The organism is Natrinema salsiterrestre (genome assembly GCF_029502005.1).
In the GTDB taxonomy this organism is placed as follows: domain Archaea; phylum Halobacteriota; class Halobacteria; order Halobacteriales; family Natrialbaceae; genus Natrinema; species Natrinema salsiterrestre.
Genome location: NZ_JAMQOT010000010.1, coordinates 36,920 through 53,875 on the forward strand (window position 1 = coordinate 36,920; position 16,956 = coordinate 53,875).

The window sequence follows — 16,956 nt, forward strand, 5'->3', positions numbered from 1 at the left end:
CAGGAGATTGTGAACTAGCGGTAAGACAGGTAACTCACCTATCGTTTCGCAAAAGAATGAGCCGCCCGCGAGAGTGGAGCTCATTCACCTATCTCGGGAGTGACTTAGACACGGCTGCTTTCAACTATAATTCTCGAGACAATATGTAATGGAGGCCACTATCGTCAAAAGGTCTCCCCTCGAAAAAGCAAGCCCATCGAAGAAGGGTGGAATATTCACTACAAGTGACAGAGTTCCAGTGTCTCAGCGAAGGAAGTCAGCAGTCTGATTGTGAATATCGCATCTGAGAATTGTTCGGTTGATGTATCAAATTCTCTCCTTTTTGGCAAGAGATACTGGACGGCTATCCCCCTTGTTGAATACACTTGATGTGTACGACAGCATATGGGTGACGAATCTGAAACTCGCATCGACAACCCGGAACAACTCTGCGATGCAATAGTTGAGATTGTAGACGAACTTGAAGATAATGAGATAATTGGAAAAGAGCGGGCATCTAAATTGCGATCAAAGATCTACCGCTCAGTTGATATCTCTGAAGAAGAGGTTGGATAAATGCGCTACTTCGATACTGACGCGGATATTTCTCTTTAAGCAGCCGTTTCACTCAATCAAAGATATTTCATATGTCTACGTCTTCAAGAACAGCCGTATCGTTACTAAGGATACGAAGATCTCCATTCTCGCATGTGCAGCTGGTATCCAATCCGCACCCAATTGGCTGTATTTCGCCGTCGGGACCGAGACGTACTGCGTGAGCAGTCCCGCAGTTCTCACACACTGCCGCTGCCCGTTGATTCTCCTCGTCTTCAACCATCTCGACTATACTTTGTGTGACGATCTGAGTTATACCCCTTCTATGAAGATAGAGAGATAGTGAATCAGTGATCAGTTCGCACACGGAGTTACCGCTCAGCGGCAATACTCAGAATAGGCGATTTATAAGGCGATAATGACCAGTGTGTGTTGGCTCTGCCGTTTTCTCCCGTGGATGAGTATGGTGGGTGTAGATCATGAGCAACACCAACACTGAAACGGGCCGCGATGCTGCGTCTACTCGGAACAGAGATACCCTCAACACGGACACGATGCAGTGGGTGAGCGCGATCGTCGCCTTAGCCGGACTGGGACTCGTCGCCTACCCGTTCATATTTGAGTCCACGGAGGCGGCAATCTGGAACGACACCCTCACAGGGACGGCGATCTTCCTGCTCTCCGGCTATAACTTCGTCCGCCTGTCGCGTGACCGGCTGGCGAGCGTCGGCGTCGCCTCGCTGGCCACGCTACTCGGACTCTGGGCGCTCGTCTCACCAGCGGTTATCGAGATGGGAAGCAGTGAACTCGCAATGGCCACCGCCGCTGGCGGACTGATCGCAGCTGCCCTCTCAGCCTACAATGCCTATGCCAATAGCAAGGCTGATACCTCCGAACGCGCCCCCGCTCGCGCCTAAATAAAATTACCAGTTTCCATCCCGGAGAGGGGAGAACGTATTCGATATTCTTGACGACGAAGAGAATGTAGAGAGACTATGCTGTTTCAGCTCTGTCAAACCCTCTTCTTTCTATACCTAATCTAATGGAACTACTGCTCACTACGCATCTGTAGTTGTCGAATCAGGAAATTCGGTTTCAGAACCAATTCTAAATAAAGAAATAGTGCTACTATCTACTAATGAATTACAGTTAAACTGGTCATTCGCTCAATATAGTTTCTTGCCCCTAGAGGGGTACGGGGGCTCGACTGAAGCCCACCGCAGCAATCCATGCGAACAACTGGTGTAGCAACAGCGTCGCCAGACGTCCACCCCGATAATGACGATCCCGGCGTTGCAGAGTTCCAGCAAATCCAGAAGATGAAAGAGACGATGCTAGATGAGTTGATCACCAACTTTCCCGGAACTTCGCTCGAGGAGCCAAATAGCATTGGAGATACTAATATCATCTCCACACCTCAAGGTAGAGGTACAGCAGGGCACCACATCGATGCTCCCTCCCCCCGGACATCCTCCCCCCAAACATGCCCTGCTGGTCCTACTTGAGAACTAAAGCCGAAGCCACCACCATTCGAGAGTGCCGACGAGGTACTCGAGTGCTGAGGAAGACCGACCTCTAGGTCGAATGGTTAGCGAGTACTATGCGGATGATACGAACGCCCCACACATATCTGCCTGCCCAGACGATGTCGGTTAATCAAATACCGAAGCGATTTCTTCGGTTGTAATCCGTAATTCCTCATCAAACTCAGCGATCACCGTATAGCCATTATATTGGAACTCGACTCGTCCCGACCGCTCTGCTCCATCTTTTTTTGACGCAAAAAGCCGCTCGAGTGCATCTGGATCGATTGCCTCGTAGAGAGGTGGAAGCTTTACTGGCTCAGTTCCCTCCATTTTTGCAATATGTTCGATTATCTTGGTAGATACGCCCCGTTTTACCCCGGAGTCTCCAAGCATACCACCTCGTCCCACAGTAGTCTATTAAAAACTGTCGGCCTTAGAATTTCCATAGGACATATTCTAAAGAGGATTTACATCGGGTGACAACGGTGTTACCATACTATATGGGCAATAAGCTTACTTATCAACACATGTGAAACAGAGTTGGCGAGGGATTGAGGATCTGATCACGCAGTCAGAATTCGATCCGCTTCGAGACATCACCAGAACTCGCCACCTCAAATCGGTCCACCGACGCCAATTGCCATATTGTCACTCGGTTCCGGACCATCACCCCCAGTCGAACACCCATTGACAGGGGGAACCAACGCTGGCACTCCCTCCCCCCGTCAGCGTTTCTGTGCAGTATCAGGACTTTATCACTATCCATACAAATAGTCAGAGGCAATGTTCACTGACCAGCATCGCGATGATCTCCTCACTGCCGTCGCCTTAGCCGAGTTTTCGTATCGGCGGCAGAGAGACACTCCACGTCTGGATGCGCGATCCTGGCAACTCGCGGTCAATCACCTTTCGAAGTACGGAATTGAGCCTTACGAAGCGGTCGATGCACTCAGAGCCGATGATAAACGGAATGCCGACGCTGAATTTGAAATACGAACCGAGATGATCGACGCACCGATTCGTGAAGGGCCTGAACCTTGATCGAATAAACCACGACAACACTGGCGATGCAAACACCTGATCGACAGCTCGTCAGGGGTAAATCTAAACGGAAAGCAGCACGAGTTCCCCGCCCCACTGTGGGTGGGGGTCAAGCGGGTACGCTTTGCTGCACAATCCATGTGTTCAAGTCATTGCAGAAGCATATTTACAGCACGGGAGCCACGTTATCTGCCTCGCAAAACACCCGCCAGGGTTGCGCCGGGCTGTGTCGGGCGGTGGTGAAGCCGCCGAACTCCACGGACACGCCACCTACGGCGGCACTAGACGTCCTCTAGTGCGGTAGGATTTACGGCGTGTTTGTGTGTTACTGCTCCTACACGACCTGTTCAGGAAGTGTGGAGGGAATTAAATTCACCTGCCACCGTTACGCTTCCTATTAGGAGAGGGCAAACGGCGAAGGCCCGCGCCACCGCGTGCGGGTACTTCACACAGGGCCCATAGAGAGCGTTCATTAAAGCGTAATCTCTGGGCTGTTCAGATCCCCCCGGAGCAGGCGATTCACTGTGGGTTCTGAAGCGTCAAAGAGAACCTCGCGCCACCACTCGGTGTCGAGTCGACCCAGATCTCGCCCCCGTGGCGCTCAACAATTCGCTTACACAGCGCGAGTCCGATCCCTGTGCCGGCGTGTTCTTCCTGGGTGTGGAGCCGCTCGAACACCTCGAAGATGCGCTCTTGATTCTCGGGATCGATCCCGATGCCCTCGTCGGTGACCGATAGGGTCCATTCGTCACCGGACCCCGTGGCCGAAACGTTGGCGTGGGGCGGTTCGTCGCCGCTGTACTCGATAGCGTTCTTGAGCAGGTTCTGGAACAGCTGACGGAGCTGACTGGCGTCGCCCTCGACCGTCGGGAGTTCCTCGACTGTAATCTCCGCGTCATGCTCCTCGATCGGGATCTGGAGATCAGCCATCACGTTTTCAAGGACGTCATTCAGGTCAACAGGTTCAAATGGCTCTCCCTCTGTCTCGACACGCGAGTACTCGAGAAGTCCGTCAATCATCGCACGCATCCGTTCTGCCCCGTCGACGGCGAACTCGATGAACTCGCGGCCGTCCTCATCGAGATCGTCGACGTACCGGTGCTCAATCAACTGGAGATAACTGGAGACCATCCGTAGTGGTTCCTGAAGATCGTGGGAGGCGGCGTAGGCGAACTGTTCGAGTCGTTCATTCGACTCTTCGAGCTTTCGCTCGTAGGTCTTCTGTTCGGTAATGTCACGAGCGACGCCGATCACCCGCGTTGGACCGTCATCGTCCTGGATCGGATAACCGGGAGCTTCGATCCATCGCACCTCCCCGTCCCGGACAATGCGAATCTCTTCGGATTTCGGCTCGCCCGTCTCGAGGGCCTTCTCGATACCCTCTCGTACCGTCTGTCTATCCTCCGGATGGATCACCTCGACGAAGTCCTCCCATGTCTCGACGGTCGTTCCGTAAAGCGACTCCGCCGAGGGGTAAAACGACGCCCGGTCCTCGTCGACGTTCCAGTCCCAGACGACCGCGTCGGTGGCATTGAGCGCGAACTCCATCCGTTCTCGGACATGCTGAAGTTCACGTTCGCGCTCTTTGCGGCCAGTGATGTCTCGAAAGTAAACAGACATTCCCGACTCGATGGGGTACCCTCGGACCTCCACCCAGATATCAAGTACATTCGAAAAATACTCTAGCTCCAGCGGTTCATTAGCCGCCATTGCTTCCTCGGCCATCTCGCGGGGGTGTTCATCGGCGATCTCGTAGAGAACATCCCAGACACGAGCCCCCAGGAGTTCCTCCGGGGGCAACTGGACCAAGTCGGCAGTCTGGTCGTTGACGTAGGTGATATTCCACTCATTGTCGAGGGCCATGAACGCCTCGTCGACTCGCTTAAAGATTTCATCACGTTCCGCCTCGAGTTCGTCCCGCTGCCGTTCGAGCTTCTCGGCCTGTTCCTCTAGTTGTTGCTCGTACTCGCGGCGGTCAGTCATGTCTCGTGTGACCTTCGTGAATCCCCGGAGTTCTCCCTCGTCGTCCCGGATAGCGGTGAGCGTCACGTTCGCCCAGAACCGCGAGCCGTCTGCACGGACCCGCCACCCCTCATCTTCGATCCGGCCATCTGCCACTACATCCTCAAGGTTCTGCTCCGGTACGTCATCGGCGATGTCCTCGTCAGTGTAGAACGTCGAAAAGTGTTTGCCCAGGATTTCGTCTTCTGAGTAACCTTTGATCCGATCGGCTCCCTCGTTCCAGCTCACGATGTTGCCGTCGGGACCGAGCAAGAAGATGGCGTAATCCGTGACGGCACTCACGAAGGCCCGGAACTGTTCTTCACCCGGCTGCCGGCTACTCGATAGCTGTCTCTGGGGTTTCCACCAGACCCTGTCCGAACCGTTTCCTTGCTTGGTTCGAATCTCCCCTCGGTCGACGAGCTCTTCCAGACAGCACTTGACGACTTGCGGGGGGCACTCCAGTGCTTCCGAGATCTCCTCAGTAAAGAATGGCGTCGACGGGCAGGGTGTTTGACTGAGGAACCTCCGGATATCGTCTCTCGTCACGTTCTGTGTTGGCCCCTGAGATCCCATTACCTTCGAATCTCATCGTGAACCCATAAGCGCTTGGCGTTCCCAAACAATGGCTTCCACATCTATCCCGTTATAGTGTGAAAACCCACTATGTATTTGGTACGACTTTCTAGATATTTTCAGATATTAGGAAATTCCCTGGCAGTCAATACACAGCTGTAATATCTATTGAGCAACTGTGAGTTGAACTGGTCGTCCGCTTGAGATGGTTTGTCGCCCCCAGGAGGGGTGCGGGGGCCCGACTGAAGCCCGCCGTAGCAATCCATGCGAACAACTGATGCAACAACAGCGTCGCCAGACGCGGAAACGACTCAGTTCCTGAAGCGAGGTATCGCCAGATGACCAACCGCAACGCGTGTCGGATGCCGGGTTGTTCGGCACCCACTCGCGATCAGGCAGGATACGCTCGCTGATTCTGTTCGGACAGCTGTGAGGTCCGATACGAACACCTGCAGGCGGACGCTCGAGATGCGGCTCAGGAGGCTATACCCTGATGCTCGGGCAGATCGACCACCGCGGCAAGCGCTTCACGATCGATGACAACGATATCGGAGATGACGGGAGAATTGACCGCTGTCGTCGGGCAGACACCCTCGGACGACAGGCCAAGCGAGAGTGTCGCGAACTCGAGCGTGCGAAAGCGGTCGCTGGTCCAGCCGGTGCGAATCCCGACGTCGAGGTACTCGATCGATGACGCCAGAGGTGCCCGATCCACAGGAGGCTCCTGAGTTCGACCGGGCTCTCGGTGTCGACGATCCGGTTCCCGACTCGGAGGACGGTGATCAGAAAAATCACCCAGAACGTGGCGCCGTGGATGGTACGCAGATTCACGGTGGCGATCTGTATGAGGCACTCCTCGAGGCCAACCAGGCTCTTAGAGAGATCAACGAACACCTTCCCGAGCCACTGACGCTCAACAGGTCACTCACCGAACTACGCGCCACTGCAGACGCGTATGTTCGGCTCGATTCTGAGCACTGCAGTGGTGGGGACTAAGTCACCGTACGTAGCGTAGCCGCTTCTTGGAGGTCGGTCCCTGTCTCTCTGGGCTTGTGTTCTTTTCTACAGTTCTGTGGAAGAGGACCTGTCCTTAACCAACGATACCGAGAGTTATCTCAAATCGTTGGTTAATACTCTCAGCATTTGGGCTCTACCTCATTACCCTATCTGCTACTGACGATGAGTCTGTCGGCGCCGTGAGGCGCGAGGCGCGCTCTCGCGTGCCCAGCACGGTTCACCATGGCTAATCCCAATCCTCGCGACGATACGAGTGCCGACTATGAACAGTTCGAGCGAACGCTGCTCGCTCAGGACCGCGACGCCACCAGTGTCACGACGGCGGACGTCGACGATGCGACGGCCCAGCACCTGGTCAGCGAGCTCATCGACGCGGACGTCGTTACTCCGATTCCCGAGGACCGCGTTCTGGTTCACGAGCCGAGCGGCGCCGCGTTCGACTCCACGACGCAGTTGGCCGTCTTCCACCGGGGCTGGACGGCCGTACGCGACACCGACTCGGAGGGAGAGTGATGCAGCAAACCCTCGTCGGCTGTGCCTTCTGCGATGCCCCACCCGGTACCGAGACTGGCGAGGCGCACACTTGGGGGCAGGACGAGCGGGTCACCCACCCGATCTGCGTCGATTGTGCCATCCAGACGGAGCCGGATCCAGACGAGCGCGATCACGTCGCCTGTGACGGCTGTGGGCTGGTCGTCGACACGCTCGCAGCGCTCACGCGGTTCCGAGTTGAATTCAGCCATCTGGAAGGCCAGGTACAGCTGTGCGCCCGCTGTAGCCCGGGTGGCCTCGCGACGTACTGGACGCGCGACCTCGAGGAGCATCTCATCGTCACCGCGAGTCATGATTGATCCCTGAGAGTGACGGATATCAATGTGCAAGCTGTGTGCATTCTCCGAAACGGTTATCATCTCATGTGCAGAATACACACATAGAATGAGCGCAAGTGACGAGCCGCGACGGGTTCACTTCCAATCCCCACAGTACTTGGTCGAACGTCTCGACGCGGTCGCCGAACTCTTCGACACAGATCGGACAGATCTGCTCGTCAAAGCGATTCGCGAGTACCTCGAAGAGACGGCTGACAGCGAGACGTTCCAGGAACTCGTCGCGACGAAATACTACGACGACCAGCTCGAGTTCGAGACCGTCAAGCAGTTAGTCGGCACTGAAACCGCCCAGCGGCTCCGCCTTCTCAAAGCGGACCTCGAGGACGAGCCGCTGGATCTTGGCGCCCCTGACGACGTCGACATCTACGGCGACGACACGGCGACGGTCGACACCGCTGACGACAAGCGATGACAGGCCGGCGACTGCAGACGGTTGTTGCCGACACGAGCGCGCTGGTCAGTTTGGCTGTGCCCCGCGCCGACGCGGCGTACGATACTGGTACCGCCCCAGACCCCCTTCAGTATCTGCTCACCTCGTGCGACGTATTCGTCCCGCCGGAGGTCCTCACAGAGCTCCAAGAGCTCACCCAGTATCAGGATATCCACAGCGCTGCAGCGACGAACGTCCTGGCGGCTCGCAATCATTACACTGTCGAGGATCCCTACAAGGGTGACGAAACTCCGGACTCGCGGCCAACGTACGGCCTCGACGACGGTGAAACCGATGGGATCGTTCTCGCGAACGCGCTCGACGTCGACGGTTTCCTCACCGACGAGTTCGGCGGGACGAACTTCCCGCTCATCCACGCGGTATTGCAGGGGCCGCGAATCGTCCCGACGCCGCGGCTCATCTGTGACTACGCCCGGAACGGTTATATGACCGACGACGAAGCTCGAACGCTATTGGCAACGATTAGTCCACACCGGAGTTGGGGAAACAGTCCCTACGTTGCCCAGCTGCGAGACCGCCTCGAGTAAGGCACCAATCAAATCTGCCGACGTATCTGGATGGAAAAACTGTATTTGTCCTTTGAAGGACGATTTAACATAGAGAAGCTCAAACGTACGTTACAGATCTTGAAGTAGAGGGCTACTATGCGGAACTCACAGAAGTTTGAGGACGATCAACGCCAGAACACGGGGCGACGGCGTGCCATGATCAAGCGCTGGGCCGAGTACGTTCGGACGCACGACGATCGTGAGTGGTCACGCCAGCAGAATCGCCTTATTGACTCCCAGCTCCAGTCGGCGAATGAGATGGCTGCGGCTGGCGACACTGATCCTGTTCAGTTTGCGGCTGCTCGAAATCGGTTGGGCGATCGGTGACTGCCTAGGGGGCGCTGCGACAGCAATGACCTTGGATACTACTCCAGCAGGGTCAGACGCTGACGAGGTCCGCCAGCTGTACGAGCGGTACTACGCGGCAGAGAGCAACGCTAAACGTCTCGAAATCGCCCTCGAAATGGGGAAGCTTGACGGACGTCGCCACGCGGAGATCTACGCAGTACTCGAGAACGAGTGAGCACGCCCGCTTTTTCGGAACCATGTGTGGAGGTTCATAATTGGCGACCGATTATTCGCCGGCCGAGGTTGTCGCCAGCTGAATTCATTCAGTCTCGAGGTTGCGAGCATCGAGCTCACCGGTAAGGTACTGCTCCCCCTCACGGGTGATATCGTAGACACCGTTCCCGAGGTGGACGAGGAGTCCGTATGTAACGAGTGTCTTGCAGCGGGCGTTGATGTGTTGCCGTGAGAATCGCACGCGATCACTGTCAGCCATCTCCTTGGGAGTGTCTGGACCCTCCTCAGCAAGATGCTCCAGAATGCGGTCGTCGGCGCGCGACATCCAGTCGGCGTCAAAGCGCATACTCGCCTCTGGTTGCGCCAACGATATTCCAGACGCGCTAAGTCAACTGAAAAAGCTTCAAGCAACTATAGTTGACTTCAAATCGTTTAAGCGTCGGAGATATCAATATCTAAGTGTTCAATGACCTCATCAGCGGCTGGGCCTGGAGTAGCGTCGAATCTCTTGGTCGACATCATCGAAACACTCGAAGCGTGTGGGCTAGATCGGGACGAGTATCACCTGTACGATACCGTCGACGTCGAGGCGCTTGAGGGGATCATGCACTCCTCGAATGGGAACGTCGAAGTACAGTTCACGGTAGAAGGAATTCGGCTCGCAGTGACGCCGGAAAGCGTCGATGTCCTGATCGACGAAGAACCCTGCTCAACGGATCAGTAGCGAGATCACGGTCGACGCGCAAAACATTCCTGAAAGCCTGCGGCTGCTTGACATCCCGCGACCGTGCGAGACCCCTTCTTGCTGGCCCTTGTTCGCTTCGCTCACGAGGACGCCGCTGCGCGCCTCGTTCCTGCTGTGCTTGCGGGGTTGGGAGCCGGCCGGGGCAGCCTCGCCCTTTCTGAGTCCGCCAGGATGGTGGTGGTTGCCGAGCGACGCGTCTAGCTGTTCAAGTGGTGCGTGTAACCGCCCGCCCCGCTCGCCGTTGCCGCCCTCCGCTTGTTCACGGGATTCACTGTCATGAGCGTGGTCCACTGCTATTAAGTGCTGATAAAGATACACGCAAATCCATCTCTGTTCACACATTTATTTGACAGGGGCTGGTATTGTTCAGCAGATGAGACGGCGTGAGTTTCTGAAGTCGTCCGGGACGACGGCAGTAGGCGGTCACGTTTTCCAGCAATGGACTACGATTGAGGTGCCAGAGGAACTCTCTGGGGCTCTCAGATACATAGTCACCGATTTTCTCGACACCGGCTGGAGTATAGAAGAGTTTGAAGAAGAATTGATGGATGCCCTCGATCTTGTCTGCTATGCATATGGTGAAATCCAAGATATTGGGGAAGAAACGCCTGAGGAGCCTGGGTTTCTTGCCCAATTCCAAGACCTCGCATGGGACGAGCTACAGGACTCAGCAACTGCATACGAAGGGATTCTGGACTATGCAAGCGAAATTGTATACTTTATTAGCGGATTTGATGCATTTTCGGATACTGTAGCTGAACGGATGGAAGAGGTAGCAGACATAGCTGAAGATGCTCGGACTGGAGCCAAATTCATTCCTCTTGTTTGGAGTGTCAAGGGAGTTTGTGATTCCGGGTGCCAGATACACAGCCGGCTTGAAGTAGATGAATCGGTAAAACAGAGTACCTACGTCAATTTTTTGAAAAGCATAGCACTCGTTATTGTTGAGGTCTTGTTGCTCGCAACTGGAGTGGGTGCTGCATACAGTTTCTCATACGGCAGTGTAGGCACAATAAATAGTATACTTATCCACAGAATCGGCCCAAAAATTGGATGGTCCGCATATTCTCGACTACTAAGTGTGGCCCATTGGGGGGTGAGAATTATTTACACCAAATCCTTTGGAGCTGCTATTGATGGGGCAGTCGAAGGAGTGTCTGAAGAAGTTGTAGAAGCCTCTGAAGAAGTGTCTGAAGAAGATGTAGAAGTCACTCCGCTCTCTGAAGCTGAGGCTGATGAGCTGGCACAGAGCGATATCAAGAAGATAGCAGAAGAATCAGACTGGATTGGGTACACTATATGGGAAACAAGAGAATGGATAGAGAATTGGTCCATCAGTTGATTATTTTCTGGTAGTGTAGACCCCGATATGAAAGAGTAGTCCGGTAAACGAGGCATCTGAGACAGGTCCGATTTTTGCTGTAAACGCAACGGAACGCACCGCTCACCGCTGCCGCCCTCCGCGTCGCTCGCGACCGACCATTCCGGGCGGTCTGCCTGCAGTAGCGGGCGGACTGCCGGGCTAAAGTGTATGTGCCCTCGACGCCAGCGCTTCACCCGTTCGGATCCTGCGGACCTCGGCAAAGCCGACCGCGACGGACGTGGTTGCGTCGCGGCGAACGGGGAATGCGCTGGCCGCTCGCTCCGGGCGGGTCGGCGCGCGGTGCTAGTTGGGGCCACCTCATGCAGGCGCGCTCTCGCTCGCGCCCGGTAGGGCGCTCGCGAAGGCGCGAGCGAGAGCGCGCAGATGGTTCTGTCGGTAGTGTCGTCGGAAAACCGCGATGTTGGAGCATCGCGGAGTCGGCGCGTGAGCGCCTTCGGAATCTGGTGAGATTCCAATGTCCAGTAACAACGCTAGCGGAAAGGTCGTTTCGGTCGATGAACAGGCTTTCGAGAAAGCGGGCGAGCAGGCGGTTAATGAAGACGGCTTCCCGGTCGTCGACGAGACGCCGGAGTTCGAGGCGGCGGTCGAGCAGGAGACGCAGGCCAAGGTGGATGCGAACCACCCAGACGGGATCTCGGACACGAGCAATGACCGGATTCACGGTGTCACCCTCGAGCAGGAGGAGCGCATTCGGGCGCGGGAAGCCGAACTGGAGCGCATCAGTGCCCAGGCCGAGCTAGGAACGCAGGACGGTCGGGAGCAGCGCACGCGAGAGGTCGTCAGCAAGCTGTGTGGCCGTGATGAGCCGGCGTCGGCGGAGCGGACGGATCCCCGAGAGAAGCTGACGCAAGACGAACTCGCGGCGGTCAACGAGCAAGCGATGCGGATCAGCGACGAGGTGAAGGGCGGTTGGTCGAGAGCGGTCGTCGCAAAGCAGCTGGCCGAGAAGGTGCAGCGCGGTCGGGACGTCACGAAGGCGGTGTTGGAGACTCTCGAGGAGTTGAAGGCGGCGCCGGGGGCGATCGTACCTATCGCGGATGTGCCGGACGTCCCGGTCGGAGAGGTGACGGTCGAAGGAACCATCGAGACGCTCTGGGAGCCTTCCTCAACGAGCATCCAGCAAGTCGGGCTTATAGCGGATGACAGTGGGAGAATCAAGTTCACCGTTTGGAACAAGAGCAACCAGACGGAGATGCAGGAAGGCGAAACGGTCCGGTTCCGGGCGGCAGCCAAAAACTGGTACGAAGGCCGGTGCTCAATCGCGCTGACCGGGTGGTCAGATATCCACTTCCCAGAGCGCGGCCGCTGGTGGGAAGCATAGCCAGTCGAGCAGCCTTCTTTTTTTACGGGCCGGGCCGACCCAGACCCCGCCACCCTACCCTCCGCTCCGTGCTCGCTTCGCTGCGCACGCAGCCATGACCTTGAGCTGACGCTCCACGAGCTGTACATCAGATCGAAAATCACGCGAGCGAATCGGTACGGTTTGTTTTGCGCCCGGAGGGGGGCGGTGTGACAGTATCGCGCCCTTGAACCAGCTATGTCCGAGGATACGAACGAGTACGTTTGTGAATTCTGTGGGGAAGACTTCAAATCAGGCAGCAAGAAAGCCGGACACATCTCGTGGTATCACCGCGATGATCGCCAAGAAGAGGACTTGATAACCGAACTACAACGGCTTGCCACCGAGAAAGGACGCCCGCCGGAGATGGGTGAGATGGACACTAAGGGAGGAACCATTAGCGCCGCATCGATCGATGGGAGACAGTTACGCGTATCCTGTCTGGATAGACGGGCATGATCTTCGTTTTCAGGGAGCTGTTATTCCTGTTCCCCAGAGTCAGTATCTCCCGGTAGTCGAGTCCCAAGCGACCGCTGCTTATCCTCCTGCACGTCTGGTTCCTGCACTAGTTCGTTCATGCTCTTGCTGCCATACTCCGAGGCAACTTTCCGAACTCGGTCGCGCGTACTCTGGAACGAATCATCCAGATAGGACTTGGTACGTTCGAATCCACTTACGTATCGCTCTCCCTTCTCCGTTTCTTCAATATCACGGGACTGGCCCTCTTCATCAGCCTCGACGATTCCCATGTCGATGTATCGCTTAATCGTTCGCGAGAGTCCTTCGTCAAATGGGCCTCGGTCTTTGAGGACAGTATCGACGTCAGTCTCCCCGGGTTCACGCCGATATCGATCTAGCAGTTTATGATACTTCCCTCGGCCTTCGATCTCCCCCCCGGTCTCGTGCAGGAGGAGCAACTCTGGGTGATGATCCTCGTCGCTCATAGGTATTCATCGAGGGTCGCCGCTTCAGTGCTGATTCGACCCAACTGGATGATCTGTGACTGATCATCTTGGAAGTGTGATTGAATCCGATCAAGCGGAGACGTCATGATGCACTGGATCTCCACATCTCGAAGATACCGAGCTGCGGCGTCCTGAATGTCTGATTCAAGGTTCGTGAGTGGTTCGTCAAGCACTAACACCTGCCAGTTGTGGGCATCCTTATTTTCTTGGGCAAACTGCGCTACAGTGAGCCCGAATGCAAGATTGACCAACCGCTTCTCGCCACTGCTGAGCCGGTCATAAGGACGGATGCCCTCAGACCCCGTCCCCGGGAACTCTAGTTCCCCATCCGGTGTGAGACCGACTTCAGTGCCGAGATCTGGTGCGATTTCTTGGTAAACCTCCGAAAGTCGGTCTGTGAAGGTTTCTCGAATCTCTTCGAATGCTTCTTGCTCCAGTTCCTCTATCTGAGCCTCTGCAGCAGATATCGATTCATCAATAGCGTTGATGAGCTCTTGGCGGTTTTCGAGTTGCGTACCGAGCTCTTCTTTCTGAGATTTGAACTCCTCTAGGTCCTCTCGCTTCTGCGTAAGTTCAGCATTAGTCCTTTCCTGAAGTTGGTCGATATCGTGTTCTGCCTGCTTGAGTGCAGTCCTGACGAACTGGTTGAGGTCATGTAGTTCGGGCTCGGATTCCGTGAGTTCGGTAATTTCAGCCTTAACTTCCGAGAGTTCTTCCTCTAGGTCTCCGATCTCCTCTTTCAGAGACTCAATCCGGTCGTCTGCACTATCTACCTTCTCTCGAAGCTGCTCCCGGAGTTCGCTGAGATCACGGTTACGTCCACACTGAGGGCACCTGTTCGGGAGGCGGTTCCGTGCCTTTTTTTCTTCAACCAGCCGTCCACACACGGGGCAGGTAAATTCCTGAATGGCATCAATGATGAGGTCATTGACCTTCTGCGTATATCTGGACGTGTCACTGAGTTCCCGCCGTTTTTGTTTGAGTTGGTCCTCAAGGAACCGTCGCCGGTCATAGAGTCCGTCAAGTCGCTCTGCAACCTCGTCTTTCGCTTGAAGCCGAGCGCTGATACTCTCAATCTCCCCCGACTCAACCAGTTCTTTGAGCTCTTCGATCTCTTCAATCCGGTTCTGCGTTCTAGAGATGGGAAGAGAATTCAGGTTCTCTTCCAGTTGCCTGATACTCGGTTTCTCTTCTCCACGTCTTCGAATCTCTCGAAGGTGGTCTAGGTCGTGTTTTGCACGGCGATGGCGTTCGATTTTTATCTGATTCTCCGCGCTGAGGAGCGACCTAATTCGATTCAGCAGATCCTCCCCAGAGTGTGCGCTGATCGGCTGGTTTGCCGGATTTGCGGTGATAAACTGGAGGCGAACATCCTCCTCTGGTCCGATGTATGATCTCACCCCTTCACCGGCATTGAGAGATTGACCATCGTGTTCGTATGTATGTTTCTGATCCCGTAGCACTGCATCTGTGTTATCGAAGTGGACGTTCACCGTACTGTGTTGACCGGACGTGACTCCGAACGTTCCAGACCGTCCGTACAACGCGTAAAGGATGGCGTTAAATGTCAACGTCTTTCCGGATCTGTTTCCGCCGGACAACAACAAGTCATCGCCGGAAATCGTCTCTTCGGCGATTGTTGGGCTCTCATCGATTGCGAAGTTCTCGATTTCGAGTCTACTGATTTTCATAGTTTTCCTCGTAGGGGACAGACATCTGTTTTGCAAGCTGGTTCAGTTCACGAAACGACCGGACAGAGAACACACGTAATATGATGGCGGCAAGCCCGACGCCGATAAACAGGCCCACAAACTTGCCGATCACATATCCTGTGATTGGTACTGTGATTGCGAGAAGAATTCCGGCTAGAATGGAGACGTGATGGCTATAGCCCTTCTCGTCGAAGTCATCTATTGCGTCTTTCACCTCTTGCTGGGCGGAGTCAAAGAAATCGTTTTCTCCGGTAATCCTCAGAATGGTTGCTGTGGATCGCTTCAGATTCCCTCCTGCCCAGAAGTCGTTGAGCCAATCATTAGCAACAACGACTGTGAACATCACGGCTAGAGCCGGAACGGTAGCTGCCACAAGTGCTATCCGATCTGTCGAAATTAGAGGAATATCCCAGTATAGCAAGACGAGGAGGGAGTACACGTATATCGCCAGTGCCCCCCATCCACCGTTCTTTATCTGAGAAGTAAGCCCCATTGTGACACTGTTCCGTCAAACAATGTCACAGGCAATAAAGTGTGTGGTGGTTGGCAGGCAAATCTATTAAGCTTACTAATAGTTCGTATGTATAGAACGCCTACCTATCCGTTGTTCCTACTCCGTTGTACGGGAAGAAACGGTCATAACTCAGCTGTCTAGATTTCATAATCTCTTATCAGAATATCCGTACTGCGGTAGTTTTTATTAGCCCCTCAAGGGGTGAGTGGCTCGCTGTACTGGCGGGTTCCCGAAATACGGTGAGAACGATGGCATCCAGAGACATCTACGAAACTGGCTTCGACGAAGACGTCCGAACGGAATCGAGCGCGAACAAATGTCCCGAGTGCGGCGGACGAGTCACGACGAACGCGGTCGAAACGGTCTGCGAGGACTGTGGGCTGGTCATCGACGAACAGCGAATCGATCACGGGCCGGAGTGGCGGGCGTACGACGACGAGGAATGTGAACGAACGGGTGCCCCACTTGCTGCGGCTCGCCACGATCCCGGCCTGTCGACGGAAATCGGTCGCGGCACCGACGCGAAAGGAAACTAACTCTCTGGGAAGAAGCGGCGGCGACTCGCGCGAATTCGCCGAGAGTAGACCCGGGGTCGCTGGCGGTTGGAATCGGAACGGAATCTCGCCCACGGACTGGGCGAAGTGCGTCGGTTAGCGAGTGCCCTCGAGATCTCCGATTCGGTCCGCGACCAGGCGTGTCAGCTCTTCCGGAGCGCCCAGAACGAGGATCTGCTTCGTGGCAGATCCATCGAGGCCATTGCTGCGGCCAGCGTCTACGGAGCCTGCCGGTGTAACGGCCTCTCTCGGTTAGTGGACGACATCAGCGAGATGGCCCGCGTCGCGGAGCCACGGGTCACGAACGCGTACAAAACGCTGAACGAAGAGCTGAGCCTTCCCGCTGAGCCCGTCTCACCCAGCATGTTCGTGCCGCGCCTCGCCTCGAACCTCGAGTGCCCGGATGAGATCCGACAGCGGGCCCGAACGCTCGCTGAGCAGGCAGAAGAGCGCGGCGTCACGACGGGCGTCTATCCGGCCGGGTTCGCCGCGGCCTGCCTCTACAAGGCCGGTCGCGAGCAGGGCCGATGGTTGACGCAATCCGAGGCCGCGGACGTGGCGAACGCCTCGAAGGCGACCGTCTGGACACACCGAGATACGTTGGAGGAACAGGTCGCCTGAGGCAGATCACGGTCTC

21 protein-coding genes and 1 pseudogene are annotated in these 16,956 nt (G+C 55.7%); 16 read left to right on the plus strand and 6 right to left on the minus strand.

Translation table 11 applies throughout. The annotated features are described in order from the left end of the window. Positions 1 to 384 precede the first annotated feature (384 nt). Positions 385 to 555 carry a hypothetical protein gene (locus NDI89_RS20290; protein ID WP_277524352.1) on the plus strand — a complete coding sequence of 57 codons (171 nt, stop codon included), beginning with the start codon at positions 385 to 387 and terminating at the stop codon, positions 553 to 555. A gap of 458 nt (positions 556 to 1,013) precedes the next feature. Then, the gene (locus NDI89_RS20295; RefSeq protein ID WP_277524354.1) at positions 1,014 to 1,451 is read left to right on the plus strand and encodes an SPW repeat domain-containing protein; all 438 of its coding nucleotides are present in this window, start codon (positions 1,014 to 1,016) and stop codon (positions 1,449 to 1,451) included. Positions 1,452 to 2,186: 735 nt separating this feature from the next. On the opposite strand, the gene ddfA is transcribed toward NDI89_RS20295, so the two are convergent. Further along, complete coding sequence (ddfA, locus tag NDI89_RS20300) at positions 2,187 to 2,453, minus strand: DdfA family disk-determining factor (protein ID WP_277524355.1); 267 nt, start codon at positions 2,451 to 2,453, stop codon at positions 2,187 to 2,189. Positions 2,454 to 2,843: 390 nt separating this feature from the next. On the opposite strand from ddfA, the gene NDI89_RS20305 reads away from it, so the two are divergent. Continuing rightward, positions 2,844 to 3,101: a hypothetical protein gene (locus NDI89_RS20305; RefSeq protein WP_277524357.1), complete on the plus strand. Its 258-nt coding sequence runs from the start codon at positions 2,844 to 2,846 to the stop codon at positions 3,099 to 3,101. A gap of 519 nt (positions 3,102 to 3,620) precedes the next feature. On the opposite strand, the gene NDI89_RS20310 is transcribed toward NDI89_RS20305, so the two are convergent. Continuing rightward, entirely contained in the window at positions 3,621 to 5,678 is a 2,058-nt protein-coding gene (locus tag NDI89_RS20310; RefSeq protein ID WP_277524360.1) for a PAS domain-containing sensor histidine kinase, read from the minus strand. Between the two features lie 493 nt (positions 5,679 to 6,171). Here NDI89_RS20310 and NDI89_RS20315 point away from each other — a divergent pair, with 493 nt between their 5' ends. From NDI89_RS20315 to NDI89_RS20345, 8 genes are all read left to right on the plus strand, one after another. Continuing rightward, complete coding sequence (locus NDI89_RS20315; RefSeq protein WP_277524362.1) at positions 6,172 to 6,372, plus strand: hypothetical protein; 201 nt, start codon at positions 6,172 to 6,174, stop codon at positions 6,370 to 6,372. Further along, positions 6,369 to 6,674, plus strand: coding sequence for a hypothetical protein (locus tag NDI89_RS20320; RefSeq protein ID WP_277524364.1), 306 nt, complete (start codon positions 6,369 to 6,371; stop codon positions 6,672 to 6,674). The genes NDI89_RS20315 and NDI89_RS20320 overlap by 4 nt, the downstream gene beginning before the upstream one ends. A gap of 243 nt (positions 6,675 to 6,917) precedes the next feature. After that, on the plus strand, positions 6,918 to 7,208 hold the full coding sequence (locus NDI89_RS20325) for a DUF8069 family protein (RefSeq protein ID WP_277524367.1): 291 nt from the start codon (positions 6,918 to 6,920) through the stop codon (positions 7,206 to 7,208). Beyond that, a complete protein-coding gene (locus NDI89_RS20330) occupies positions 7,208 to 7,546 on the plus strand; it encodes a DUF7558 family protein (RefSeq protein WP_277524368.1) in 339 nt (112 codons plus the stop codon). Before NDI89_RS20325 ends, NDI89_RS20330 begins: the two co-directional genes overlap by 1 nt. 85 nt (positions 7,547 to 7,631) lie before the next feature. Further along, positions 7,632 to 7,997 carry a hypothetical protein gene (locus NDI89_RS20335; protein WP_277524370.1) on the plus strand — a complete coding sequence of 122 codons (366 nt, stop codon included), beginning with the start codon at positions 7,632 to 7,634 and terminating at the stop codon, positions 7,995 to 7,997. Continuing rightward, positions 7,994 to 8,563, plus strand: coding sequence for a hypothetical protein (locus NDI89_RS20340; protein WP_277524371.1), 570 nt, complete (start codon positions 7,994 to 7,996; stop codon positions 8,561 to 8,563). Before NDI89_RS20335 ends, NDI89_RS20340 begins: the two co-directional genes overlap by 4 nt. 117 nt (positions 8,564 to 8,680) lie before the next feature. Continuing rightward, entirely contained in the window at positions 8,681 to 8,911 is a 231-nt protein-coding gene (locus NDI89_RS24155; protein ID WP_486641802.1) for a DUF8150 family protein, read from the plus strand. A gap of 25 nt (positions 8,912 to 8,936) precedes the next feature. After that, positions 8,937 to 9,107, plus strand: a complete 171-nt coding sequence (locus NDI89_RS20345; RefSeq protein ID WP_277524373.1) for a hypothetical protein — start codon at positions 8,937 to 8,939, stop codon at positions 9,105 to 9,107. Positions 9,108 to 9,191: 84 nt separating this feature from the next. On the opposite strand, the gene NDI89_RS20350 is transcribed toward NDI89_RS20345, so the two are convergent. Continuing rightward, positions 9,192 to 9,452: a MarR family transcriptional regulator gene (locus NDI89_RS20350; protein WP_277524375.1), complete on the minus strand. Its 261-nt coding sequence runs from the start codon at positions 9,450 to 9,452 to the stop codon at positions 9,192 to 9,194. 120 nt (positions 9,453 to 9,572) lie between these two features. Here NDI89_RS20350 and NDI89_RS20355 point away from each other — a divergent pair, with 120 nt between their 5' ends. The 4 genes from NDI89_RS20355 (at position 9,573) to NDI89_RS20370 (ending at position 13,033) form a co-directional block, all read left to right on the plus strand. Next, entirely contained in the window at positions 9,573 to 9,830 is a 258-nt protein-coding gene (locus NDI89_RS20355) for a HalOD1 output domain-containing protein (protein ID WP_277524377.1), read from the plus strand. A 475-nt stretch (positions 9,831 to 10,305) separates the two neighbouring features. Then, positions 10,306 to 11,193, plus strand: a complete 888-nt coding sequence (locus NDI89_RS20360; RefSeq protein WP_277524379.1) for a hypothetical protein — start codon at positions 10,306 to 10,308, stop codon at positions 11,191 to 11,193. Between the two features lie 496 nt (positions 11,194 to 11,689). Beyond that, positions 11,690 to 12,556, plus strand: coding sequence for a DNA-binding protein (locus NDI89_RS20365; protein WP_277524381.1), 867 nt, complete (start codon positions 11,690 to 11,692; stop codon positions 12,554 to 12,556). Positions 12,557 to 12,772: 216 nt separating this feature from the next. Further along, complete coding sequence (locus NDI89_RS20370; protein WP_277524384.1) at positions 12,773 to 13,033, plus strand: homing endonuclease associated repeat-containing protein; 261 nt, start codon at positions 12,773 to 12,775, stop codon at positions 13,031 to 13,033. Positions 13,034 to 13,053: 20 nt separating this feature from the next. Here the strand turns inward: NDI89_RS20370 and NDI89_RS20375 are convergent, their stop codons facing one another. The 3 genes from NDI89_RS20375 to NDI89_RS20385 are packed head-to-tail and all read right to left on the minus strand — an operon-like array spanning position 13,054 to position 15,744. Then, positions 13,054 to 13,518, minus strand: coding sequence for a hypothetical protein (locus NDI89_RS20375; RefSeq protein WP_277524386.1), 465 nt, complete (start codon positions 13,516 to 13,518; stop codon positions 13,054 to 13,056). Beyond that, the gene (locus tag NDI89_RS20380; RefSeq protein ID WP_277524389.1) at positions 13,515 to 15,230 is read right to left on the minus strand and encodes a hypothetical protein; all 1,716 of its coding nucleotides are present in this window, start codon (positions 15,228 to 15,230) and stop codon (positions 13,515 to 13,517) included. The genes NDI89_RS20375 and NDI89_RS20380 overlap by 4 nt, the downstream gene beginning before the upstream one ends. Beyond that, a complete protein-coding gene (locus tag NDI89_RS20385; protein WP_277524391.1) occupies positions 15,217 to 15,744 on the minus strand; it encodes a hypothetical protein in 528 nt (175 codons plus the stop codon). The genes NDI89_RS20380 and NDI89_RS20385 overlap by 14 nt, the downstream gene beginning before the upstream one ends. 269 nt (positions 15,745 to 16,013) lie before the next feature. Between NDI89_RS20385 and NDI89_RS20390 the strand changes: the two are divergent. Beyond that, a pseudogene (locus NDI89_RS20390) lies at positions 16,014 to 16,940 on the plus strand (transcription initiation factor IIB). Positions 16,941 to 16,956: the final 16 nt, after the last annotated feature.